The 22,291-nt window shown below is 64.3% G+C and carries 21 protein-coding genes; 9 read left to right on the top strand and 12 right to left on the bottom strand.

Translation table 11 applies throughout. The annotated features are described in order from the left end of the window. The 3 genes from dnaG to larB all read right to left on the bottom strand — a co-directional run. Window positions 1-1,181 (bottom strand): DNA primase (gene dnaG / locus VFW45_00595; GenBank protein HEU5179262.1); only part of this gene is annotated, 1,181 nt, incomplete at its 3' end. Window positions 1,182-1,273: 92 nt separating this feature from the next. Further along, window positions 1,274-1,480 (bottom strand): 30S ribosomal protein S21, encoded by a 207-nt coding sequence (gene rpsU / locus VFW45_00590; GenBank protein ID HEU5179261.1) that lies wholly within the window; start codon window positions 1,478-1,480, stop codon window positions 1,274-1,276. A 266-nt stretch (window positions 1,481-1,746) separates the two neighbouring features. Beyond that, complete coding sequence (larB, locus tag VFW45_00585; GenBank protein ID HEU5179260.1) at window positions 1,747-2,568, bottom strand: nickel pincer cofactor biosynthesis protein LarB; 822 nt, start codon at window positions 2,566-2,568, stop codon at window positions 1,747-1,749. 149 nt (window positions 2,569-2,717) lie between these two features. On the opposite strand from larB, the gene VFW45_00580 reads away from it, so the two are divergent. Genes VFW45_00580 through VFW45_00570 form a run of 3 tightly spaced genes read left to right on the top strand, consistent with a single transcriptional unit; the run spans window position 2,718 to window position 4,569 of the window. Further along, window positions 2,718-3,086, top strand: a complete 369-nt coding sequence (locus tag VFW45_00580; protein HEU5179259.1) for a PilZ domain-containing protein — start codon at window positions 2,718-2,720, stop codon at window positions 3,084-3,086. After that, entirely contained in the window at window positions 3,086-3,682 is a 597-nt protein-coding gene (locus VFW45_00575; protein ID HEU5179258.1) for a UbiX family flavin prenyltransferase, read from the top strand. Before VFW45_00580 ends, VFW45_00575 begins: the two co-directional genes overlap by 1 nt. Window positions 3,683-3,741: 59 nt before the next feature. Beyond that, window positions 3,742-4,569, top strand: coding sequence for a UbiA-like polyprenyltransferase (locus VFW45_00570; protein HEU5179257.1), 828 nt, complete (start codon window positions 3,742-3,744; stop codon window positions 4,567-4,569). A 1-nt stretch (window position 4,570) separates the two neighbouring features. Here VFW45_00570 and VFW45_00565 read toward each other — a convergent pair whose 3' ends face one another. Then, window positions 4,571-5,893, bottom strand: coding sequence for a DUF4147 domain-containing protein (locus VFW45_00565; protein HEU5179256.1), 1,323 nt, complete (start codon window positions 5,891-5,893; stop codon window positions 4,571-4,573). A 101-nt stretch (window positions 5,894-5,994) separates the two neighbouring features. Between VFW45_00565 and VFW45_00560 the strand changes: the two genes are divergently transcribed. Next, the gene (locus VFW45_00560; protein HEU5179255.1) at window positions 5,995-6,267 is read left to right on the top strand and encodes an HU family DNA-binding protein; all 273 of its coding nucleotides are present in this window, start codon (window positions 5,995-5,997) and stop codon (window positions 6,265-6,267) included. Window positions 6,268-6,370: 103 nt separating this feature from the next. On the opposite strand, the gene VFW45_00555 is transcribed toward VFW45_00560, so the two are convergent. The 8 genes from VFW45_00555 to dnaA form a co-directional block, all read right to left on the bottom strand. Then, entirely contained in the window at window positions 6,371-6,865 is a 495-nt protein-coding gene (locus VFW45_00555) for a biotin/lipoyl-containing protein (protein HEU5179254.1), read from the bottom strand. Beyond that, window positions 6,865-8,427 carry an acetyl-CoA carboxylase biotin carboxylase subunit gene (locus tag VFW45_00550; GenBank protein ID HEU5179253.1) on the bottom strand — a complete coding sequence of 521 codons (1,563 nt, stop codon included), beginning with the start codon at window positions 8,425-8,427 and terminating at the stop codon, window positions 6,865-6,867. Before VFW45_00550 ends, VFW45_00555 begins: the two co-directional genes overlap by 1 nt. After that, entirely contained in the window at window positions 8,427-9,974 is a 1,548-nt protein-coding gene (locus VFW45_00545; protein ID HEU5179252.1) for a carboxyl transferase domain-containing protein, read from the bottom strand. Before VFW45_00545 ends, VFW45_00550 begins: the two co-directional genes overlap by 1 nt. Before the next feature lie 72 nt (window positions 9,975-10,046). Continuing rightward, window positions 10,047-10,706, bottom strand: a complete 660-nt coding sequence (fsa, locus tag VFW45_00540; GenBank protein HEU5179251.1) for a fructose-6-phosphate aldolase — start codon at window positions 10,704-10,706, stop codon at window positions 10,047-10,049. Window positions 10,707-10,743: 37 nt separating this feature from the next. Continuing rightward, on the bottom strand, window positions 10,744-13,194 hold the full coding sequence (gyrA, locus tag VFW45_00535) for a DNA gyrase subunit A (protein ID HEU5179250.1): 2,451 nt from the start codon (window positions 13,192-13,194) through the stop codon (window positions 10,744-10,746). Between the two features lie 6 nt (window positions 13,195-13,200). After that, window positions 13,201-15,606, bottom strand: coding sequence for a DNA topoisomerase (ATP-hydrolyzing) subunit B (gene gyrB / locus VFW45_00530; GenBank protein ID HEU5179249.1), 2,406 nt, complete (start codon window positions 15,604-15,606; stop codon window positions 13,201-13,203). A gap of 363 nt (window positions 15,607-15,969) precedes the next feature. Continuing rightward, on the bottom strand, window positions 15,970-17,079 hold the full coding sequence (dnaN, locus tag VFW45_00525; GenBank protein HEU5179248.1) for a DNA polymerase III subunit beta: 1,110 nt from the start codon (window positions 17,077-17,079) through the stop codon (window positions 15,970-15,972). Between the two features lie 238 nt (window positions 17,080-17,317). Then, window positions 17,318-18,652, bottom strand: coding sequence for a chromosomal replication initiator protein DnaA (gene dnaA / locus VFW45_00520; GenBank protein HEU5179247.1), 1,335 nt, complete (start codon window positions 18,650-18,652; stop codon window positions 17,318-17,320). Between the two features lie 546 nt (window positions 18,653-19,198). Between dnaA and rpmH the strand changes: the two genes are divergently transcribed. Genes rpmH through VFW45_00495 form a run of 5 tightly spaced genes read left to right on the top strand, consistent with a single transcriptional unit; the run spans window position 19,199 to window position 22,157 of the window. Continuing rightward, on the top strand, window positions 19,199-19,333 hold the full coding sequence (gene rpmH, locus VFW45_00515) for a 50S ribosomal protein L34 (GenBank protein HEU5179246.1): 135 nt from the start codon (window positions 19,199-19,201) through the stop codon (window positions 19,331-19,333). Further along, window positions 19,330-19,689 (top strand): ribonuclease P protein component, encoded by a 360-nt coding sequence (gene rnpA, locus VFW45_00510; protein ID HEU5179245.1) that lies wholly within the window; start codon window positions 19,330-19,332, stop codon window positions 19,687-19,689. Before rpmH ends, rnpA begins: the two co-directional genes overlap by 4 nt. Further along, window positions 19,686-19,904: a membrane protein insertion efficiency factor YidD gene (gene yidD / locus VFW45_00505; protein HEU5179244.1), complete on the top strand. Its 219-nt coding sequence runs from the start codon at window positions 19,686-19,688 to the stop codon at window positions 19,902-19,904. Before rnpA ends, yidD begins: the two co-directional genes overlap by 4 nt. A 13-nt stretch (window positions 19,905-19,917) precedes the next feature. Then, the gene (gene yidC / locus VFW45_00500; GenBank protein HEU5179243.1) at window positions 19,918-21,639 is read left to right on the top strand and encodes a membrane protein insertase YidC; all 1,722 of its coding nucleotides are present in this window, start codon (window positions 19,918-19,920) and stop codon (window positions 21,637-21,639) included. A 14-nt stretch (window positions 21,640-21,653) separates the two neighbouring features. Then, on the top strand, window positions 21,654-22,157 hold the full coding sequence (locus VFW45_00495) for a R3H domain-containing nucleic acid-binding protein (GenBank protein ID HEU5179242.1): 504 nt from the start codon (window positions 21,654-21,656) through the stop codon (window positions 22,155-22,157). The last annotated feature ends 134 nt before the right edge of the window (window positions 22,158-22,291 follow it).

Here is a 22,291-nt window from a genome sequence, read left to right as displayed (position 1 = left end):
GCCACGAAAGGAAGAACCTCGTTGAGGGCCTGGATCTTTCCGGCCGGCCCCGTCAAATCGACGCGTTGCGCCGCTTCCCGCGCCAGATACTCCAGATAGGTCGGCGCCTGTGCCGCGAGGTCCCGGTAGCGCTCCGGCCCATCCTCGCGCACGAAACGATCGGGGTCCTTGCCTCCCGGCAGCCGCAGCACTCTCACCTCGAAGCCCGACTCGAGCAGCACGTCGAGGCTGCGCCGCGTCGCGGCCTGGCCCGCAGAGTCAGGATCGAAATTCACCACGACACGGCGCGTTGCGCGCGCCAGCAGCCGGACGTGCCCGGCGGTGAAGCCGGTGCCCAGCGTGGCGGCCAGGTTCTCGATCCCCGCCTGGTGCAGGGTCAAAAAGTCCATGTACCCTTCCACCAGGATGGCGCGATCGGCCTTGCGGATCGCGTCGCTGGTTCGATCCAGCCCGTACAGAATCTCGCCCTTGTGAAACAGCAGCGTCTCGGGGGAGTTCAGATACTTCGGCTCGCCCGGACCGAGGATCCGGCCCCCGAAGCCGACGCAGCCTCCGGACAGGGCGCGAATCGGGAAAATCAGCCGGCCGCGGAATCGATCGAAAGTGCGGCCTGTCTCTTCCTTCTTCGCCAGCAGCCCCGCCGCCAGCAGCTGCGTCTCAGAGAATCCGCGGCGGGTCAGGGCGTTTTTCAAGCCGTCCCATCGCGCCGGCGCGAATCCGAGCTGGAACGAGCCCACCGTCGCCGCCGACAGCCCGCGCTCCTTCAGGTAATCGCGCGCGCCTTTTCCTGCGGTCGCGTCGGCCAGCGCTCCCGCGAAGAAATCCGCCGCCGCCTGGTTCACCTGCATCAAAGTCTGGCGCTCGGAGGAGGCATGGTGCACGCGCTCGGGAAGCGGAATCCCGTAGCGCCGCGAGAGCATCCGCAGCGCTTCGCGGAAGTCCACCTTCTCGTAGAGCATCAGGAACTTGAAGGCATCGCCGCCGGTCCCGCATCCGAAGCAGTAGAACAGCTGCTTCCCGGCATCCACGTAGAACGACGGCGTTTTTTCCGTATGAAACGGACAGAGGCCGCGGTACTTGGCCCCGACTTTCTTCAGGGGAAGGTAGCCGGAGATGATCTCATGAATGTCCACACTGGCGCGGATTTTCTCGAGAGCCTCATCATCCGACCGAAAAGGCACGGCTCGCTCCCCTGCACGATTCCGCGCTCCGGGCACGACTTTCCCGGAGCTCACTGCGGCGCCGGACCCCTTTCGGGCCCGGCGCCCGGAGCCTAATCGTTATAGCGCCTTTCCTGCGCCAGGCGTTTGAGCGCCTTCTTGCGCGCGGCCAAGGCTTTGATTTTTCGCTTCTGGCTGGGTTTCAGATAGTGCTGTCTTTTCTTGACTTCTGAGAGAATGCCGGACTTCTCGCACTTTCTCTTGAAACGGCGAAGAGCATTCTCGAGGGTTTCGTCCTCCCTCACCCTAACCAACGGCATTCACACATACCCCCCTTCTATATGGAGATATCTGCGCCGTCATCTCTCCGGTCCGGTCCCTCCAGACCGCGATCGCGACGGATCAGTCTGTATTGTCATGCCGGCTGTTGGGTACCCGCGGACCTAGGTTGTGGAAATAAGCTCTAGGTTTTGCTGAGATTTATCCCGGTGGCGGCGGACAAATACGCCCTAAATATATGCTTGGGGTACACCTTTGTCAAGAAATGGCTGTCAAATATCTTTCAGAACGTATCTTATTGACTGAGCTAGCGTTGCCTGGATTTACGGATCCGCCGGCGGGAGCCGCGAGCGCGACTGCGGGATTTTCCGCTCCGGGCGCCTGTTTTATTGATCAAGCCCGCCGCCAGGCCCGCCCCGAAGCCATTATCGATGTTCACGACCGTGATGCCGCCGGCACAGCTATTCAACATGGCGAGCAGGGCGGCAATTCCCCCCGAACCAGCCCCATAGCCCACGCTGGTCGGCACGGCGATGACCGGAGCGTCCACCAGCCCACCGACGACGCTGGGAAGCGCCCCTTCCATGCCTGCGACGACGACCAGGACCCGCGCGGTGAGCAGGGACTCGCGATGGGCCAGCAGACGATGCAGGCCGGCGACTCCGACGTCATAGATCCGCTCCACCCGGTTACCCATCAGCTCCGCCGTGAGGGCTGCCTCCTCGGCGACCGGGATGTCCGAGGTGCCCGCGGCGAGCACCACGATCCCCTCATTCTCAGGGGACACCCAGGTCGACGGGACCCACGAGACGGCTCTCGCCTGGGCGTGATAGACAGCATCCTCGAGAATCTCGCGGATTCCGGCAAAGGCGGATTCGGCGCAACGGGTCACCAGGATGGGAGATTTCTCGCGCGCCAGGCTGCGAATGATCTCCACCAGCTGCTCGGACGTCTTTCCGGGGGCGTAGACGACCTCGGGAAAGCCTCTCCTGAGATGCCGGTGGTGATCCACCTTGACGAAACCAAGATCCTCGAAAGGTAGGAACCGGAGCCGGCGCAGCGCCGCGTCGACATCGATCCTGCCCTCCGTGAGCTGGCGCAGCAGCGCCCGGATTCTCTTTTGTTCCATGGAGATCCTCGAAGGGGGCGGGATTATAGCATGCGTGTTGCACGGGACCCGCTTTCCTTGACAAGGCCGCGCGCGCTCTCTTAGACTTCGCCAGCTTCCACCTCACCGGAAAAAACCGAGGAAACGCGGGCGTTCACGGAGGATCCGGCATGAGCCACACCACGGAGAAGCGGCAGCACCCGAGAGTCAAGGATCGCCTGACGCTGCGCTCCTCCTTCGCCGGCAGCGGCAGCAGCGAGATGGCCACGACCGATCTCAGTCTGGGTGGGGCCCTGGTCGTCGCGGGGCGCTACATCCCTCTGATGACGAAGGTGGAGGTGACGCTCCTCCTGCCGCCGGAGCCGAGCGAATCGGGGCCTCGTCCGGTGCACACCCAGGCCGTGGTCGTACGAGTGCGGCCGCCCGAGGAGCATGCCGGGCTCCAGCATTACGAGCTAGCCCTCTTCTTCTCCCACATGGAGCAGCGCGACCGCAGCGTCCTCTCCCGGTATCTCGCGGCTCAGACCCCGGGGTCCTGATGAGCGAGATCATCGTCGGGGTAACCGGCGCTTCAGGGTCGCTGTGCGCCCGGGACCTGATGCGCGGGCTACTGTCGGTGGCGGAAGTAACCCGCATCCACACGATCATCTCGCAGTTTGCGCGGCAGACGATGCACGCGGAGCTGGGAACGCCGGAGGCGGCGGGCGAGCCGGAGCTGCGCAAGGCGCTGTGCCCGGAGGGCGGAAGGCGGGTCGTGTTCCATGATCCCGCGAACATGGCGGCGGCTGTCTCCAGCGGCTCCTATCCCACCGGCGGCATGGTCGTGGTCCCCTGCAGCATGGGCACGATGGGAGCAATCGCTTCGGGAGTCTCCGGCAATCTGATCCATCGCGCCGCCGACGTGACGCTCAAGGAGCGCCGCCCCCTCGTCCTGGCGCTGCGCGAAACGCCGCTGAACCGCATCCACCTGCGCAACATGCTCGCGGTCAGCGAAGCGGGCGCCATCCTGTTTCCCCTCGTCCCTGCATTCTATGCGCGGCCCTCCGGCATGGATCAGATCCTCGAGCAATACACCGCCCGCATCCTGGATCAGCTCCGCCTGCCCCACCATCTGGGCCGGAGATGGGGCGCCTAGCCTCCGCCCTCCACGCTTCCACCGCCCGCCCTCTCCGAGATCTGGGGGCGACGCTGGATATGATCCAGTTCCAGCACACGGTTTTCGCACTGCCGTTCGCCCTGATGGGCGCGGCGCTCGCCGCCGGCGGGTGGCCGGACGTGCGCACGTTCCTCTGGATCCTGGGGGCGATGGTCGGGGCTCGTAGCGCCGCCATGACCTTCAACCGGCTGATAGATCGCCGCTTCGATGCCCGAAACCCCCGCACGGCGAACCGGCCCCTGGTGACGGGAAAGCTGTCCACCCGGTTCGCCAGCGCGTTCCTGGCGTGCAGCATCGCCCTCTTCCTGCTTTCGGCCTATCGGTTGAACCGGCTCGCCTTCCTCCTGGCTTTTCCCGTGCTGGCTCTGATCCTGGGATACTCCTACGCCAAGCGCTTCACCTCGGCGGCGCACTTCCTGCTCGGCGCGGCGCTGGGGTGCGCGCCGTTGGGGGCCTGGATCGCGGTACGGGGGAACATCGGCAGCACGCCCCTCGTCCTGAGCCTGGCAGTTATCCTGTGGACCGCCGGCTTCGATCTCATCTATGCATGCCAGGATGCCGATTTCGATCGACGCGAGGGACTGCGCTCGGTGCCGGGTAGCTGGGGCATTCCCAGCGCGCTGCGGCTTTCACGCTGGCTGCACGCCGGAATGATCGCGGCCCTGATTGGCCTGGGAGCCATGGCGGATCTCGGCGGCCTTTATTTCGCGGGAGTGGCGGTGACCGCAGGCATGCTCGTCTACGAGCATTCCCTGGTGCGACCCGACGACTTGTCACGGGTCAACCGGGCCTTTTTCACGGTCAACGGCTGCATCAGCCTTTTTCTTTGTGCGGCAACGATCGCCGATCTCCTGCGCCGCGGCTGACTCAGCGCCGGGGAGAATCGAGCAGCAGGTAGAGATCGCGCAGGTTGTTCCCCGTCGGGCCGGTGATCAGCGCATCGCCCAGCGCCTCGAAGACCGGGTAGGTGTCGCCCCGCGACCGGCTGGCCGCCAGATCGAATCCGAGACGCGCGGCGCGTGCCACCGTGGCGCCGTCGGCCATGGCGCCGGCCGCCGGGCTGCTGCCGTCCTTCCCGTCGCTGCCGGCGGCGAGGACCAGCCTCCCCTGGCTGCCCTGCAGGCGCACGGCGGCGGCGGCGGCGAAATCCTGCGCTCGACCGCCGCGTCCCTTCCATCCCCGCGACTCGCGCCGGAGCTCTCCTCCTGCCAGCAGGCAGCGAGGGCCCGGGCTTCGATCTCGCGGAGACTTCAGGAATTCGTCCAGCAGCGCGTCGGCCGAGACCCCTTCGTCAAGGCGAACCACCTTCGTCGCATAGCCAAGCTGCCGGGCTTCCCGCGCCGCCGCGTCGACCAGCAGGCCGCTGTCGGCCAGGACGCTCCAGCGAAGGCGCGCAAAGCAAGGGTCGCCGGGCTTCGGAGTCTCCGGCCATGGTCGCCGATCCAGACGCCCGCGCAGCGCGGCGGGGAGCGCCGCCAGGATGCAGGAATCGGTCAGGATGCTGCGCGCCTCCTCCCAGGTGGAGGGATCGGGAAGGGTGGGCCCGCCGCCTACTGACTCCGGATTGCCGGGGGCAACGTCCGACCATAAGAACGTCAGGTGGTCCGCTTGGGGAGCAAGCGCCGCCAGCCTCCCCCCCTTGATGGCCGAGAAGTGCTTGCGGACGATGTTGATCTCGCGGATCCCCAGGCCGCTCTCGATCAGGCTGCGATGCAGGAGGCGCTTTTCGGCGATGCCCAGGAGGCCCGGCAGGGGTACGGCGGCCAGCGCCGACGCGCCACCCGAGATCAGGTAAACCAGCGTATCGCCCGATCGCGCCGATCGCACCCGTCTCATCAGATCCAATCCGGCGCGCTCCGAGCGGCGGGAGGGATACGGGTGAGCGCCGATCCGGACCCGCAGAGATTTCGGGGGACGTCCAGAGTCGGCGGGGACGACCGCAAGTCCGTGAAGCCCCAGGCCGCGCGGGAAGATCCGGAGGAATGATCGCGCCATTGTCGCGGCCGCTTTGCCTGCCGCCAGAATCAGAGTCCGATTCCTTTCCGGCAGCCGCTGCTCGAAATCCGGGGCCTTGAGAAAGCTATCGTGCATGCCGATCCGCGCCCGAAAGACGCGGGAAACGGAGCACTCGGCGAGCGCTCCCTTCAGGATCGCCCGCGCGTCTCGCCTAAGAGCGCGGCGGGACCTCACTTTCAACGAATTTACTCCTTGACAGGTCCGGAACCTGATGGTATTTACTCCCCCGGTTGCAGTCCTACGCTTTCCCTTATTCTCTAGCCGGAGGAGATGCAATGAACAAGGCCGATCTCATCGAGAAGATTGCGAAGGACGTCCGAATAAGCAAGACCACGGCTGGCAAGACTCTGGATTCGCTGGTGGATGGCGTGACCAAGTCTCTTAAGAAGGGAGAGAGAGTGGCGCTGGTGGGTTTCGGCACTTTCTCCATCTCCAAGAGAAAGGCGCGGGTCGGGCGCAATCCCCAGACGGGCGAGACGATTCAAATCAAGGCGCGCCGGGTCGCCAGGTTCCGCCCCGGCAAGGAGCTCGCAGCCTCCATCAAGTAGCTGCGGCTCACGGAGATCGATTGCGAAAAAGGGCGGCTGCGGCCGCCCTTTTCTCTTTGGGGCGATGGAAGGAGCCGGCTCGCTTCCTGCCTCCTTGGACGCCTTACTCCACCGTCGCCAGGAGTGCCCCGGTCTCCACGGTCTGCCCCGCCGCGACCTCGATCGCCGTGATCGTTCCCGCTCGGGGAGCCGGAACCTCGTTCTCCATCTTCATCGCCTCCAGGACCAGCAATCCCTGTCCACGCGACACCGTATCGCCGACTTTCGCCTTCACGCTCACCACTTTGCCTGGCATCGCGGCGCGCACATCGGCCTTGCCGGAAGCCTCGCCGTCCAATGAAGCCTCGCCGCCCCGCAGAGGGTCGAGGATCTCGATCGCCACTTGTTGCGTTCCGAAGTCCAGGAAGTGGCGCGATCCGCGGGTGTCGCAGGTGATGTCGAAGGTGCGATCGCCGAGCCGGATCAGGAGCGAGGCGGGACCCCTCTCCACAACCTCCGCCTCAACCTGACGCTCTCCCACGCGCCCCAGGTAACGGTTCCCTTCCCGGCGCAGCTCGACACGTCGCTTGCTCCCGCCGACCCGGACTTCCAGGCTCATCATCCTCTCCAGGGGTTCGTCAGGCCCCAGCGGCCTTGCATCGCCTGTCTCCCGGCGAGCGTCCAGGCATTCGTGGCGGACGGGTTTGCAGGGAGTGGCCGGGATGCGCCGCGCCGATGCAGGACCGCCGCCGCCACCAGGGCCGCAGCCTCCAGCTCTTCGTCCAGCGCGGGAGGTTGGCGCGACAACAGGCGCTCGACGTAGCCGGTATCGATCTCCCCCGACCGGAACTCGGAATCGGCCATCACCCGGCGATGGAAAGGGATGGTGGTCGGGACGCCCGCGATCCGGAACTCCGCCAGCGCCACTTCCATCGTCCGGATCGCCGACAGGCGGTCCTTCCCCCACACGATCAGCTTGGCGAGGAGCGAGTCGTAGTGTCTCGAGACTTCGTCCCCTTCCGCCACCCCGGCATCCACCCGGACGCGCGGTCCTTCCGGCGGCCGGTAGTAACGGATCGGGCCGGGAGAAGGGATGAAGCCGTTCTCCGGGTCCTCCGCCTGGATGCGGCACTCGAGGGCCCAGCCACGGGGTCGCAGTCCTTTCGTCGGGACCGGCAGCGGCTCGCCCGAGGCGATCCGGATCTGCGCCTCGACGAGATCCAGTCCCAGCACCATCTCGGTCACGGGATGCTCGACTTGCAGGCGCGCGTTGATCTCGAGGAAATAGAAGCGCCCCTCGGAGTCGCGGATGAACTCGACGGTGCCGGCGTTGGTGTAGCCCGAAGCCTTGCAGGCGGTCAGCGCCCAGCGTCCGAGCTTGCGGCGCAGCGTTTCGTCCACCACGGGCGAGGGGGTTTCCTCCACCAGCTTCTGGTGCCGCCGCTGGATCGAGCATTCCCGCTCTCCCAGCGAGACCCCCGAGCCGCGCTCATCGACGAGCACCTGCAATTCGATGTGTCGCGAGCGCTCCAGGTAGCGCTCCGCAAAAACCGTGTCATCGCCGAAGGCGCCGCGGGCCTCCCCGCGGGCGGCGGAGAGTGCCGCCGGCAGGGCCTCCGGCGAGCGCACCACCCGCATGCCGCGTCCGCCTCCTCCGGCGGCCGCCTTGAGGAGAATCGGATAGCCGGACTTCTTCGCCCAGCGGCGGAAGTCCTCCTCGCTCAGCTTCTTTCCCTGCAGCCCCGGGACCACCGGAACCCCGGCCGCAATCATGCGCCGGCGAGCCTCGATCTTGTTCCCCAGTTTGCGCATCGATCCGCCCGACGGACCGATGAAGACCACGCCGGCGCGCCCGCAGGCTTCCGCGAACTCCGGGTTCTCCGAGAGGAACCCGTAGCCTGGGTGGATGGCGTCCGCGCCGCACCGCCGAGCGGCGCGCAGGATCGCCTCCTGGTCGAGATAGCTCTGGGCCGAGGGAGCCGGCCCTATTTCCAGCACCTCGTCGGCCATGCGGGCGTGCAGCGCGCCGCGGTCCGCCTCGGAGCAGACGGCGGCGGTCTTGATTCCCAGGCGCCGGCAGGTACGGATCACGCGCGCCGCGATCTCGCCCCGGTTGGCAATCAGGATCTTCCCGAAGAGCGCGCGGCGCGGCGCGGCGGAGCGGCGGCGGGTCGTGGGCATCAGAGAGGGATGTTGCCGTGCTTCTTGGGAGGGTTCAGGTCGCGCTTGGTCGACAACAGCGCCAGCGAGGCGATCAGCTTGGGCCGCGTGATGCGCGGCTCGATGATCTCGTCGAGGAAGCCGCGCTCGGCCGCCACGTAGGGATTGGCGAACTTGCTGCGGAACTCCTCCACCTTCTGCTGGCGCAGTTTCTCGGGATGGTCGGCCGACTCGAGCTCGCGCCGATGGATGATGCTCACCGCCCCCTCCGGTCCCATCACCGCGATCTCGGCGCTGGGATAGGCGAAGTTGAGATCGGTGCGGATCTGCTTGCTGGCCATAACGCAGTAGGCGCCGCCGTAGGACTTACGCGTGATCACCGTGATCTTCGGAACGGTCGCCTCCGCGAAGGCGTACAGGAGCTTGGCTCCATGGCGGATGATTCCGCCAAGCTCCTGGGCGACCCCGGGCAGGAAACCGGGAACGTCCTCGAAGACAACCAGGGGGATGTTGAACGCGTCGCAGAAGCGCACGAAGCGCGCGCCTTTCACCGAGGCATCGATGTCCAGGGTCCCGGCCAGGACCGCCGGCTGGTTCGCCACGATGCCGGCCACCCTGCCCCCGAGCCGCGCGAAGCCCACCACGAGGTTGCGAGCGAAGTGCTCGTGCACCTCGAGGAACTTCTCCTCGTCCACCACCGTGTGGATCAGGTCCTTCATGTCGTAAGGCTGGTTCGGGTTTTCGGGGATCAGCTTGTCCAGCGCCGGATCCTCGCGCCGCGGATCGTCCCGGGTGTCGCGCTGCGGGGGATCGGCCATGTTATTGGAAGGAAGATAGCCGAGAAGGTCCCGCAGCAGGGCCAGACAGGCGCGGTCGTCGCGCGCCGCGAAATGGGCCACCCCGCTGGACTGGTTGTGGGTCATCGCCCCGCCCAGGCGCTCCTTGGTTACCTCCTCGTGCGTGACCGTCTTGATCACCTCCGGACCGGTGATGAACATGTAGCTGGTCTTCTCCACCATCACGTTGAAGTCGGTGATGGCGGGAGAGTAGACCGCGCCCCCGGCGCATGGCCCCATGATGGCGGATAGCTGCGGCACCACTCCGGAGGCGAGGGTATTGCGGAGGAAGATGTCGGCATAGCCCGCCAGGGAGACCACCCCTTCCTGGATGCGGGCACCTCCCGAGTCGTTGAGCCCGACAATCGGGGCCCCGACGCGCATCGCCATATCCATGATCTTGCAAATCTTCGCGGCGTAGGTCTCCGAGAGCGATCCGCCGAAGACGGTGAAATCCTGGGCGAACACGAAAATCGGCCGGCCCTCGACCAGGCCGTGGCCTGTAATGACCCCGTCCCCCGGGATGACGGTCTTCTCCATGCCGAAGTCGCGGCTGCGGTGGGTGACGAACTTGTCGAATTCCTCGAAGGTGTCGGCGTCCAGGAGGAGCTCCACCCGCTCGCGGGCGGTCAGCTTGCCTTCCTGGTGCTGGCGGGCGATGCGCTCGGCGCCGCCGCCTTCCTCCGCCTCGCGGTTCCTGCGGCGCAGCTCATCCAGGTGATGCGAGGACATCAGCTCAGGTCCCTACGGCGCGGCGATCGCGCGATCAGCGGGAGCGGCGGCGGGTCGATGCGTCCGGATAATTCAGTCCCGGCGGGCCGGCTGGGGAAGCTTTTTCCAGTCGTCCAGGAATTTCTTCAATCCCACGTCGGTCAGAGGGTGCTTGAGCAGCGCCTCGATGACGGAAAACGGCATGGTCGCCACATCGGCGCCCGCCATGGCCGCGTCCACCACGTGGATCGGATTGCGGATGCTGGCGGCGAGGATCTCCGTGGGGAAATCGTAGTTGTCGAAGATCGTCCGGATCTGGCGGACCAGATCCATGCCGACATGGCTGATGTCGTCCAGCCGGCCGACAAAGGGGCTGACGTAGGCGGCCCCCACCTTGGCGGAGACGAGGGCCTGGGTCGGCGAGAAGATGAGCGTCACGTTGATCCGGATTCCCTCGCTGGAGAGCGCCTTGATGGCGGGGATGCCGGCGGGGATGCAGGGGATTTTCACGGTGATGTTCTTGGCGATGCGGGCCAGCTTCCGGCCCTCAGCGATCATCTCCTCGGTCGTAGTGCTGACCACCTCGGCGCTGACCGGCCCCGGGACGATGGAGCAGATCTCCTTGAGCGCCTCGTAGAAGTCTTTCCCTTCCTTCGCCACGAGGGAGGGGTTGGTGGTCACCCCGTCCAGGATGCCCCAGCTCGCCGCCTTGCGGATTTCCTCGATGTTCGCCGTATCGATGAAGAATTTCATGATTTCCTTCCCGGCCGGGCGCCGGAGAGCCCCGGCCTCAGCCTTCTTCTTTTTCGACCACCTTGGCCACCGCGACCACCACGTCCCCTTCCTCGAGGTTGATGAGGCGGACACCCTGGGTGTCTCTTCCGTGGACGGAGATGCCGCTCACCGCCATTCTAATCACCATTCCGAACTGGGTCACGACCATGATCTGGTCGTCTTCCTGGACCTCGCAGACGCCGATGACGTTGCCGCCCCTCTCGGTGGTGCGGATGTTGATGATGCCGAGGCCTCCGCGGCCGGTGACGCGATATTCCTCCACGGGAGTGCGCTTGCCGAGGCCGCGCTCGGTCACCGTCAGGATGTGGCCCTGGCGGGACAGGGTGTCCATCTCAACCAGGAAATCGTTGCTCCTCAGCTGCATGCCCCGGACGCCGTAGGCGCTGCGGCCCATCGGCCGGACCTCGCTCTCCGCGAAGCGGATCGCCTTGCCCTGGTTGCTCGCCAGGAAGAGGTCCGAGGAGCCGGTGGTGATGCGCGCATCCAGCAGCGAGTCGCCCTCGTCGATCGACAAGGCGATGATGCCGCCGCTGCGCGGGTGCGAGAATGACGACAAGGCGGTCTTCTTCACCGTGCCGCGGGTGGTCGCCAGGACGACGTAGCGGTCGTCGGGGAAGTCGCGCGTGGCGATCAGCGCCGCCATCTTCTCCCCTTCCCCCATGCCGATGAAGTTCACCAGCGCCTTCCCCTTGGCAGCCGCCCCCACCTGCGGAATCTCGTGCACCTTGAGCCAGTGCACCCGTCCCTTGTTGGTGAAGATCAGGAAGTAGTCGTGCGTGGAGGCGACGAAGAGGTGCTCGACAAAATCCTCGTCGCGCACCGTCATCCCGGTGCGCCCCTTGCCGCCCCGGTTCTGCGAGCGGTAGACCGCCAGCGGGCTGCGCTTGATGTAGCCCGAGTGGGTCAGGGTGACGACCATCTCCTCCTCGGCAATCAGCTCCTCGACCGAGATCTCCTCGGCATGGTCCAGGATCTGCGTGCGCCGGGCGTCGCCGAAATTCTTGCGGATCTCCAGCATCTCCTCGACGATGATCTCCCGGACCAGCTGGTCGTTCCCCAGGATTTCGCGATAGCGGGCGATCATCTGCAGGACCTCCGCGTATTCGTCGAGCACCTTCTGGCGCTCGAGCGAGGTCAGCTTCTGCAGCCGCAGGTCGAGAATCGCCTGGGCCTGGATGTCGGAGAGCTTGAATCGGAGGCGCATCGACTCCTTGGCCTCGCCCGGCGTCTTGGCGGAGCGGATCAGGGCGATGATCGCATCCAGGTTGTCGAGCGCGATCTTCAGCCCTTCCAGGATGTGCGCGCGCTCCTCGGCCTTTTCCAGGTTGAACCGGGTGCGCCGGACGATGACGTCGCGGCGGTGCTCGATGAAGTGATCCAGCAGCTCCTTGAGGCCCAGGATGCGCGGCTGATTGTGGACGATGGCCAGGAAGATGACGCCGAAGGTCTCCTGCATCTGGGTGTACTTGTAGAGGTTGTTCAGGATTACGTCGGCGATCTCGCCGCGCTTCAGGTCGAGGACCACCCGGATGCCGTCGCGGTCCGACTCGTCGCGGATGTCGGCAATCCCTTCGATGCGCTTCTCGGTGACCAGCGCTGCGATCTGCTCGATGAGCCGAGACTTGTTCACCTGGTAGGGGATCTCGGTGATCACGATGCGCGTCTTGTCCTTCTTCCCTTCCTCGACGCCGGCACGGGCGCGCATCTGCAGGATGCCGCGGCCGGTGCGGTAGGCCTGACGGATGCCGGCGCGGCCGCAGATGAACCCGCACGTCGGGAAGTCGGGGCCCGGGACGATCTCGAGGAGCTCGTCCACCGTGATCTCGGGGTTCTTGATGACGGCGACCACGGCGTCGCAGATCTCGGAGAGGTTGTGCGGCGGGATGTTGGTCGCCATGCCCACCGCGATCCCCGAGGAGCCGTTCACCAGGAGGTTTGGGAAGCGCGACGGCAGCACCAGGGGCTCCCTCATCGAGCCGTCGTAGTTGGGTCCGAAGTCGACGGTGTTCTTCTCGATGTCGGCGAGCATCTCGTGGGCCAGCTTGGACATGCGCACTTCGGTGTAGCGCATCGCCGCCGGCGGGTCGCCGTCGATCGAGCCGAAATTCCCCTGCCCGTCCACCAGTGGATAGCGCAGCGAGAAGTCCTGCGCCATGCGGACGATCGTGTCGTACACCGCCGCCTCGCCGTGAGGGTGGAACTTGCCGATCACGTCTCCCACCACGCGCGCCGACTTCTTGTAGGGCTTGTCGTGGTCGTTGTTGAGCTCGTGCATCGCGTAGAGCACGCGGCGATGCACCGGCTTGAAGCCGTCCCGGATATCGGGCAGGGCCCGGCCGATGATGACCGACATGGCGTAGTCCAGGTAGGACCGCCGCATCTCGTCTTCGATGTTGACCGGTATCTTCTCGTCCGGGGGCTGGGGGGGAGTGAGGTTCTCGTCCATGGCCTATCAGATGTCCAGGTTGCGCACGTCCAGGGCGTTGTCCTCGATGAACTTGCGGCGCGGCTCGACCTGGTCGCCCATGAGGACCGTGAAGATCGAATCGGCTTCGACCGCGTCGGAGATGCTCACCTTGAGCAGCTTGCGGGTCTCCGGATTCATGGTGGTCTCCCAGAGCTGCCCGGGGTTCATCTCGCCGAGTCCCTTGTAGCGCTGGATCGACAACCCCTTCTTACCTTCGTCGAGGAGGTGGTCCAGCAGGGCGCGCTTGCTCTCGATGGCGGTCTCGGAGCCGTTCAGGGAGACCAGGAAGGGCGGCTTCGCCAGCTCCACCATCTCGCGGTTGAGCTGTCGCAGGCTACGGTATTCGATCGAGGAGACCAGGTCCCACGAGATGGTGGCCTGGGGGACGGACCGGATCCGGGTCTTGTAAGCGAAGCGGAACAGGTTGTGCTCCTCGTCCTTCTCGAGGTCCTCCACGTTCCGGCCGCTCTGCTGGACGCGGCCGCGGATCTTCTCCAGGGCCTCGGGGTTCTGGAAGGTCGAGACGTCGTGGACGTCCTCCTCCAGCAAAACCTCCACAATCGGCTCCTCGAAGCCACGCCGCGCCAGGAGGTCCATCAGGTGCTTGTACTCGGCCAGGCGCTCCAGGGTCCGGCTCAAGGCCTTCCCCTTGATCTCGCTGGCCGAGGTCCCGGGGACGCGCACCGTCACCTCCTCGGCCGCTTTTGTCATCAGGAAATGGCTGAGCTCGCGGTCGTTCCCCAGGTAGCGCTCCGTCTTCCCCTTTTTCACCTTGTACAGGGGAGGCTGGGCAATGCACAGGTGGCCGCGCTCGATGACGTCGCGCATCTGGCGGTAGAAAAAGGTGAGCAGCAGCGTCCGGATGTGGGCCCCGTCGACGTCGGCGTCGGTCATGATGATGACCTTGTGATAACGCAGCTTGGAGACGTCGTAGTCGTCTTCGCCGATGCCGGTGCCAAGGGCCGTGATGATGGTGCGGATTTCCTGGCTCGACAGCATCTTGTCGAAGCGCGCCTTCTCGACGTTGAGGATCTTCCCGCGCAGCGGGAGGATTGCCTGGTAGCGCCGGTCCCGGCCCTGCTTGGCCGACCCGCCCGCCGAATCGCCCTCCACCAGATAGATCTCGGCCATCGCCGGATCCCGCTCCTGGCAGTCGGCCAGCTTGCCCGGCAGCGACCAGGCGTCGAGCGCACCTTTGCGCCGGGTCAGGTCCCGGGCCTTGCGGGCCGCCTCGCGGGCGCGCGCGGCGTCCATCGCCTTCTCGACGATCTTGCGGGCGACCGAGGGATTCTCCTCGAAATGGGCCGACAACCGATCGTTCACCAGCGTCTCGACGATCCCCTTCACCTCGCTGTTGCCGAGCTTGGTCTTGGTCTGCCCTTCGAACTGGGGCATGGGGAGCCGGACGCTCAGGACGGCGGTGAGGCCTTCGCGCACGTCCTCGCCGCTCAAGGTGATCTTGTCCTTGTTATTGAGCTTGCTCAGGTAGTTGTTGATGGTGCGGGTGAGCGCTGACTTGAAGCCGCTGAGGTGGCTGCCGCCTTCGTGGGTGTTGATCGAGTTCGCGAAGCTGAAGATGTTCTCGTTGTACCCGTCGTTGTACTGCAGCGCGATCTCGGCGATGACCGCGTCCTTCTCGCCCTTCAGGTAGACGGGGTCGGGATGCAGGCAGACCTTGTTCTTGTTCAGGTGGGAGACGAAGGAGATGATGCCGCCCTGGTAGTTGAAGCTGTGCTTCTTCTCGTTCCGCTCGTCCTCAATCGAGATCTCAACCCCTTCGTTGAGGAACGCCAGCTCGCGCAGCCGCTGCGAAAGCACGTCGAAGGAGACCTGGGTCACCTCGAAGATCTCGCCGTCCGGCTTGAAGGTGACCATGGTGCCGCGCCGCTTGGTGGTCCCCGTCTGGCGGAACTCGCCCGGCTTGCCGCGCTCGTAGCGCTGCTGGTAGACCTTGCCGTCCCTCCAGATTTCCAGCTCCAGGAACTCCGAAAGGGCGTTCACCACGGAGACGCCTACGCCGTGCAGCCCGCCGGAAACCTTGTAGGTCTCATTGTCGAACTTGCCGCCGGCGTGCAGCTTCGTCATGACCACCTCGGCCGCCGGACGCTTCTCCTGGGGATGCTCCTCGACCGGGATGCCGCGTCCGTTGTCGACCACCGTGACCGAGCCGTCCAGGTGGATGCTCACCTGGATCTGGTTGCAGTATCCGGCCAGCGACTCGTCGATGCTGTTGTCCACAACCTCGTACACCAGCTGGTGGAGCCCTTCCACCGCGGTGTTGCCGATGTACATGGCGGGGCGCTTGCGGACCGCCTCGAGGCCCTCCAGCACCTTGATGTTGCTGGCGTCGTAGCGATCGTCGGTGCCCACCCTGCGGATCTGCTGCTCCATCACGGCTCCTGCGCGGCGCGCCTGCCCGGTGCCGGTTCGGGCGCCCCGCGGGCGTCCCTTCCGGTCGAAAGGGACGGACGTTTCGTTCCACTCTCGGAGAAAGCTGAGACTGTGTGTTTCAAGCTTTCCGACTTTGCCCGGCCGGCCACGGGGAAGAGGTTGGAGAGGAGGTGGTGTGGTTTTCCGCCCGTGGGCCCTGGCCGGAGTGCGTGTGAACTTAAAGGAGATTCAGGGCCGATTCCCATGCCCGGGCGGGAGCCGTTTTTTTCTCGCTCCGCGTGCCGGACGCCACCCCATCGAGCGTGAAAATTCTAACATATCGAGGGGGTCGCCACAACCGTCGGAAGGCCCTTCCGGCGCCCTTCAGATGCGCATCGGCATGACGATGTAGCGGTAGTCGAGCTCCCCTTCCTGGGCCGGGGTCATCATCCCCTGGGTCTGCTCGTCCTTGAGGTGCAGCGAGAACTTGGGGGCTTCGACTACTGCCAGGAAATCGAGGAGATAACGGGCATTGAAGCCGATTTCCAGCTCCGCGCCGCGATATCCGACCTCAACCACCTCACGGGCCTCCCCCATCTCGGGATTGCTCGAGGAGACCTCCAGCCGGCCGGGCTGGAGGGAGAGCTTCACGGCCCGGGAGCGCTCGTTGGCCAGCAGCGAGACGCGCCGCACGGCGTCGGTGAACTCGCCTACCCCGAATTCCAGGATCTTGTCATTGTCCTTGGGGATGACTTTCTCGTAAGCGGGAAACACCCCTTCCACGGTGGCCGACGCGAGGACCAGACCACCGGACCTGAAGAAGACGCGGTTCTCCGAGACCCCGAGCAGAACCTCCTTGGAGTCCTCGAGGTCGATGCGCGCCACCTCGACGAGGGTCTTTCGAGGGATGATGACCCGGATTTCCTTCTCGACTGCCTTGCGGGCCGGCTTGCCCGAGACGAAGGACAGGCGGTGGCCGTCGGTCGCCACCAGCGACAGGTTCTCTTTGCCGAGGATGGCCAGCACCCCCTGCAGAGGGTAGCGGGCATCATCCGCCGTGCTGGCGAACAGGACCCGATTGACCATCCCCTGGAAGATCTCCAGGTCCAGGGGGATCGCCTTGGCAAAGTCGAAATCGGGGATCGACGGAAAGTCGTCCTTGGGAAGTCCAACCATGCGGAAGTGGGAGCGGGCGCAGGTGATCTGCACCCAGTGGTTGTCCTCCAGCTTGAAAGAGACGGTGTCCTCGGGCAGCAGGCGGATGATCTCGAAAAGCTTCTTGGAGGAAAGGGTGATGGCCCCCGGCTTGCCGACCTTCGCGGCCGTGGAGGTGCGTATCCCCAGCTCGAGGTCGGTGGCGGCGAGCTCGAGCTGCCCTTTCTCCGCCGCCAGGTAGGTATTGGACAGAATCGGGATGGTGTTCTTCTTTTCGACCACGCCCTGCAGACGCTGTAACTCTTTGTGGAGATCCCCGCGCGGGACCGTGAACTCCATACAGGCTCCTCAGATCCTTAGAAGTAATCCGTATATCATAAAAACAGTGGTTACTGCAGCGCTGTGCATGACGCGGACGTTTTCGCCAACTCGCGCCACCCTACGCAGTTCACGGTAGCCCCCGGCGTGGGTTTGCCGTGCACGTCCTGGTGGACCGAATGTGGAAATCTCCGCGGTCGCGCCGATGTGCGGCGATCCGCAGCCGTTCCACAGGCCATTCTTCCACAGCCCGCGCATCCTATTCGAACGACTCGACGAAGCTGCGAATGAGCCTGTCGAAATCCTTGTCTTCCCTGCGCCGCTCCTCCACCTTGTTGATGGCGTGGATCACCGTGGAGTGGTGCTTGCCTCCGAAGACCTGCCCGATGGCCGGGAGCGACTGTTCGGTCAGCTTCTTGCTGAGATACATGGCGATCTGCCGCGGGAAGGCGATGCTGCGCGAGTTGTTCTTCGACTTGAGATCCACGACCTTGATGTTGAAATAGCCGGCGACCAGCTTCTGGATCGAATCCAGCGTCACCCTGGGGCTGCGATCCTCCAGAAGATCCTTGAGCGTCTCCTTCGCCATGTCCAGGGTGATGGGCCCTCCTTTCAGGGAGGAGTAGGCGACGAGGCGGACCAGCGATCCCTCGAGCTCCCGGATGTTCGATTTGATCTTGCTCGAGATGAAGAAGGCGACATCGGGTGGCAGATCGACGCGCTCCGCCTCCGCCTTCTTGCGGAGAATCGCGATCTTGGTCTCCAGATCAGGGGGCTGGATGTCGGCCATCAGGCCCCACTCGAACCGCGATCGGAGACGCTCTTCCAGGGTCGGGATCTGCCGCGGAGGACAGTCGGAGGTGATCACGATCTGCTTCTGGGCCTCGTAGAGTGCGTTGAAGGTATGGAAGAACTCCTCCTGGGTGCGCTCCTTCCCGGCGAGGAACTGAATGTCGTCGATGAGCAGCAGGTCGACGTTGCGGTACTTCTCCTTGAAATCGAGGGTCTTCTCGAAGCGGATGGCGTTGATCAGCTCGTTCATGAAGTTCTCGGTGGAAAGATAGCGCTGGCGAAGATCGGGACGCACCCGCGCGAGATGATTGCCCACGGCGTGCATGAGATGGGTCTTGCCTAATCCGACGCCGCCATAGATGTACAAAGGGTTGTAATGCATTCCCGGCTGCTCGGCGACCGCCTTGGCCGCGGCATGCGCGAACTGGTTGGAGGAGCTGACCACGAACGAGTCGAAGGTATAGCGCGGGTTGAGGGAGCTCGGACCCGGAGGCTGCGGCGGCGTGGTCCGCCGGCGCAGGAAGCGCTCCATGGGAACCTCATTCGGCGGCTCCGCGGGAATGATGTCGGGGCGCGTCTTGAATCGGATGGCCAGGTCTCCGGCATGGACCTCGCTGAGCGAGTCGCGGATCATGGTCAGGTAATGGTTGTTGATCCATTCCGCGAAGAAGGTGCTCGGAACTTCAACCTCCAGAGTGCCGTCGCACAGGGTCAACTGCTGCGTCGGCTTGAGCCAGGTATCGAAGACCTGGCTGTTCAGCTTGGGCTCGACCTTCCTCAGGACTTCTTCCCAGAGATTCATGAGGCCTTTCCGTGATGAGTTGGGTTCCGGGGATGAACAGTCCTTAACGTGTTCATTTGCCAGATCTACGGGGGAAGCACAAGGGAGATGTCCACAGGTTTTCCACAGTTGTGGAAATCCCCGCACCGTACAAGTCCTTGTAAATGAGCAAATTGACGAATGTCCGGATTGATGAGAGGGTCACTTATGTCAACCGGGAAGCGGGGACCGCAAAATCTGGTGGTAGGGTGATTACCCGAGGAACATCTTGTTGTGACGACTGCGTGACGATGGGGGAATTCGTTCTTTGGCAACACTCATCCCTCGCCGGATCACCTCGGGTTTCGGAAGCCCGGGAAGATTCCTCGAAGGTGGTTCGAATCGAGTTGTTCAGTTGCTGGTTGAGGCGGCGGACTATAGCACAGGGATCCGCCGCCAATACGAGAAAATTTTTTTTCGGCCGCGACTTTTCCGATCGCAGGTTTGCCTTGACAGGTCTGAACGCGCTCGCATACCATCGGCGATTCATTCAGAGCCGATCCATGGTTCGCAGCGCGCGGAGAGAGTATGAAGCGGACGTTTCAGCCCAACAACCGCCGGCGGAAGAGAACGCACGGTTTCCTGAAGAGAATGAGCACGCAGGACGGACGGGAGGTCCTGAAACGGCGCCGCAGGAAGGGCCGGAGACGCCTGGCCGTCTGATTCCGCGGCGCTCGTTCACGCCGGCGGATCGCATCCGCAAGCGCAGCGAGTATCAGCACGTCTACCGCAACGGACGGAAAATCGCCTCCCGGAGCTTCATTCTCTTCCATCTGGAGAATCCTCTGGGGCGCCCGCGTCTCGGCATCACGGCCACCCGGAAAATGGGCCCGGCGGTATCGCGCAACCGGGCGAAGCGCCTCCTGCGCGAATGGTTCAGGGTGGCGAAACCATGGCTGCCGTCCGGGGATTTCGTCGTCAACCCGCGCGAGGGCATTCAGCGGCTCGGAATCGAGCAGCTCGCGCGCGAGCTGAAAACGGCGCTGCGCCGCCTGGGTCTCGAGGAGAGGCGGATTTGAGCACGACGAGGAAGATCGTGTGCGCCGCGCTCGTCGCGCACCAGAAGTTCATCTCTCCGGTCCTGCCACCGGCCTGTCGCTTCCATCCAACCTGCTCCGAATACGCACGCCAGGCCGTCGAGCGCTACGGCGTGCTGCGGGGAGGCTGGGCGGCTCTCAAGCGTCTCGCAAGATGCCATCCCCTCTCGGCGGGGGGAGTCGATACCCTGAGGTAGCCACTCCCCTACCATGGACAATAAGCGCTATCTGATTGCCCTTGCTCTTTCCATGGGAGTCATCCTCCTGTGGACCTACTTCGTCATTCCTCCTCCGAAGCCGCCCGCAGCAGCCGCCGCGCAGTCCGCTCAGCAGGCCGGGCCGACAACGGCCGGCTCGGATCCGACCAATCCTCCGGCAGCCCCTGCGACCGGTCCGGCGGCGGCCGGTATCGACGCTACACCGCCGGCAGCTTCAGAAGTCGAAGCCCAAGGTGAGGAAGCTCCCGCGGCGATCGAGAAGACGGTGGAAACCGATCTCTATCGCATGCGCGTGCAGAATCGCGGCGGGCATATCGTGAGCTGGCAGCTGAAGCACTACTTCGACGACGAGGGACGTCCGCTCGAGCTCGTCAACCTCGCCTCCACGAAGCTGCATCGCTTCCCCCTGGATCTCGAGTTCTCCGATGCCGATGCCAACCGTCGGTTGCAGGAAGCATTGTTCGTGCTGGACGTCAGCGACGCGGCCGATGAGACGAAGCTGAGCCTGCGCTATTCCGACGGCAAGGGACTGAGCGCATGGAAGACGCTGCATCTGAGCTCGACCTCCTACCTGATGCGTCTCGAGGTCGGCGCCACGCTGGGCGGCCGCCGGGCGGAGCCGCTGCTGGTGTGGGGTGCGGGATTCGGCGGCGAGACCGGATTGCCTCCCAACAGCGGCGATCGCAACGAAATCACGAGGCTGGTCTACGCCGAAGGCAGCAGCGTCACGAGGACGGCAATTGCCACCTTCAAGGACAATCGCCTCGTGGAGCACGCGGGCCCGGTTCGCTGGGCGGGAATCGAGGAACATTACTTCACCGCGCTGCTCCTGCCCGACGGGCCGGTGTCGGGAATCCAGCTGCGCATGGATCCCCTCATCGAAGAAGGACGCGAGAAGCGCTTCCTGTCGCTCGCCGTGGGAATGACCCCGAACGGCGCCTACCAGCTCTTCGTTGGTCCCAAAGATCGGAATCTTCTCGCCAGCCTCCGGCTCGGCATCGAGACCATCGTGGATTATGGCCACTTCGGCGCTATCGCCGAGGGGCTGTTCTTTCTGCTCCGGCATATCAACGGGATCACCGGGAACTGGGGATGGTCGATCATCCTCCTGACCGTGATCATCCGCCTGGCCTTCTTCCCGATCACCCACAAGAGCTCCGTGGGAATGCGCCGGACCCAGGAGAAGATGAAGAAGATTCAGCCGCGCATCGAGGCGATCAAGAAGAAGTACAAGTCGATGAAGAAGGACATGGCGAACCGGCAGAAGATGAACGAAGAGATTATGGCCCTTTACGGCAAGGAAGGAATGAACCCGCTGGCGAGCATGACGGGCTGCCTTCCCCTGCTGCTGCAGCTGCCGATTCTCTGGGGCTTCTACAATCTGCTGGTCAGCACCATCGAGCTGCGCCACGCGCCGTTCGGCCTGTGGATCATGGATTTGTCCAAGAAAGACCCCTACTACATCACGCCCATCGTGATGGGCATCACGATGATGATTCAGCAGGTCATGACCGGGACGACCATCCCCGATCCGGCGCAGCGACGCATCATGATGCTGATGCCGTTGATCTTCACCTGGTTCTTCAAGGATCTGCCGAGTGGCCTGGTGCTATACTGGCTCGTCAATAACATGTTGGGCATCGGGCAGCAATACCTGATCAACGCTCAGGTCGCGCGCGAAGGGCTGCAGACCCGGGCGGCCGGAAAGGCCTGAGCGAAGGGTGGATCATGGAAGAGCTCCCTCCTGAAGAAGGCGAAGCCGGCTCTCCTTCCGAGGAATCCGCCGGCGCGGCGCAGCGCCTCGAAGATCTCCTCGCCGAATTCGCCGAGTCGGTTCCGTTCGAGATCTCCTGCCACGTCATTGAAGAGGCGGAGCGCATCCGCGTCGAGGTGGACGGTGAGGACCGCGACCTTTTCCTCGAGCGCCGCGGGGAGGGGCTGCAGGCGCTGCAGGTGATCCTTGGACGCGTCGGCGGAGAGAACGACAAGCCGATCTTCGTTGATTCCGCCGGCTTCAGGCAGGGGCGCGACGAGGAGATTGTCGAGATCGCCCTGCTGGCTGCCGAGAAGGTGAAGAAGATGAAGGAGCCCCACCGGCTCTCTTTGATGGATCCCTACGAAAGACGGATCGTCCACCTGGCGCTGAAGGACAATCCGGACGTCGAGACCGAAAGCGAAGGAGAAGGCTTTCAGAAGCGGGTGGTCATCCGCCCCCGCGAAACCGCTTCCTGAGCGGTCCTTTTCACCTCTTGCCGCAGCTGCTTCCTGCCATGCCCGAGAAATTTCACCTCGAAATATCATCTTTAATAGATGAAATAATTGCCGGATCGCAAAAAGAGAATATCTCTATATCTGTCAATCAGTTA

This window comes from Candidatus Polarisedimenticolia bacterium (assembly GCA_035764505.1).
Taxonomy (GTDB): Bacteria; Acidobacteriota; Polarisedimenticolia; order Gp22-AA2; family AA152; genus AA152.
The sequence above is the reverse complement of the archived record's forward strand: the minus strand, read 5'-3'. Positions and strand labels throughout refer to the sequence as shown.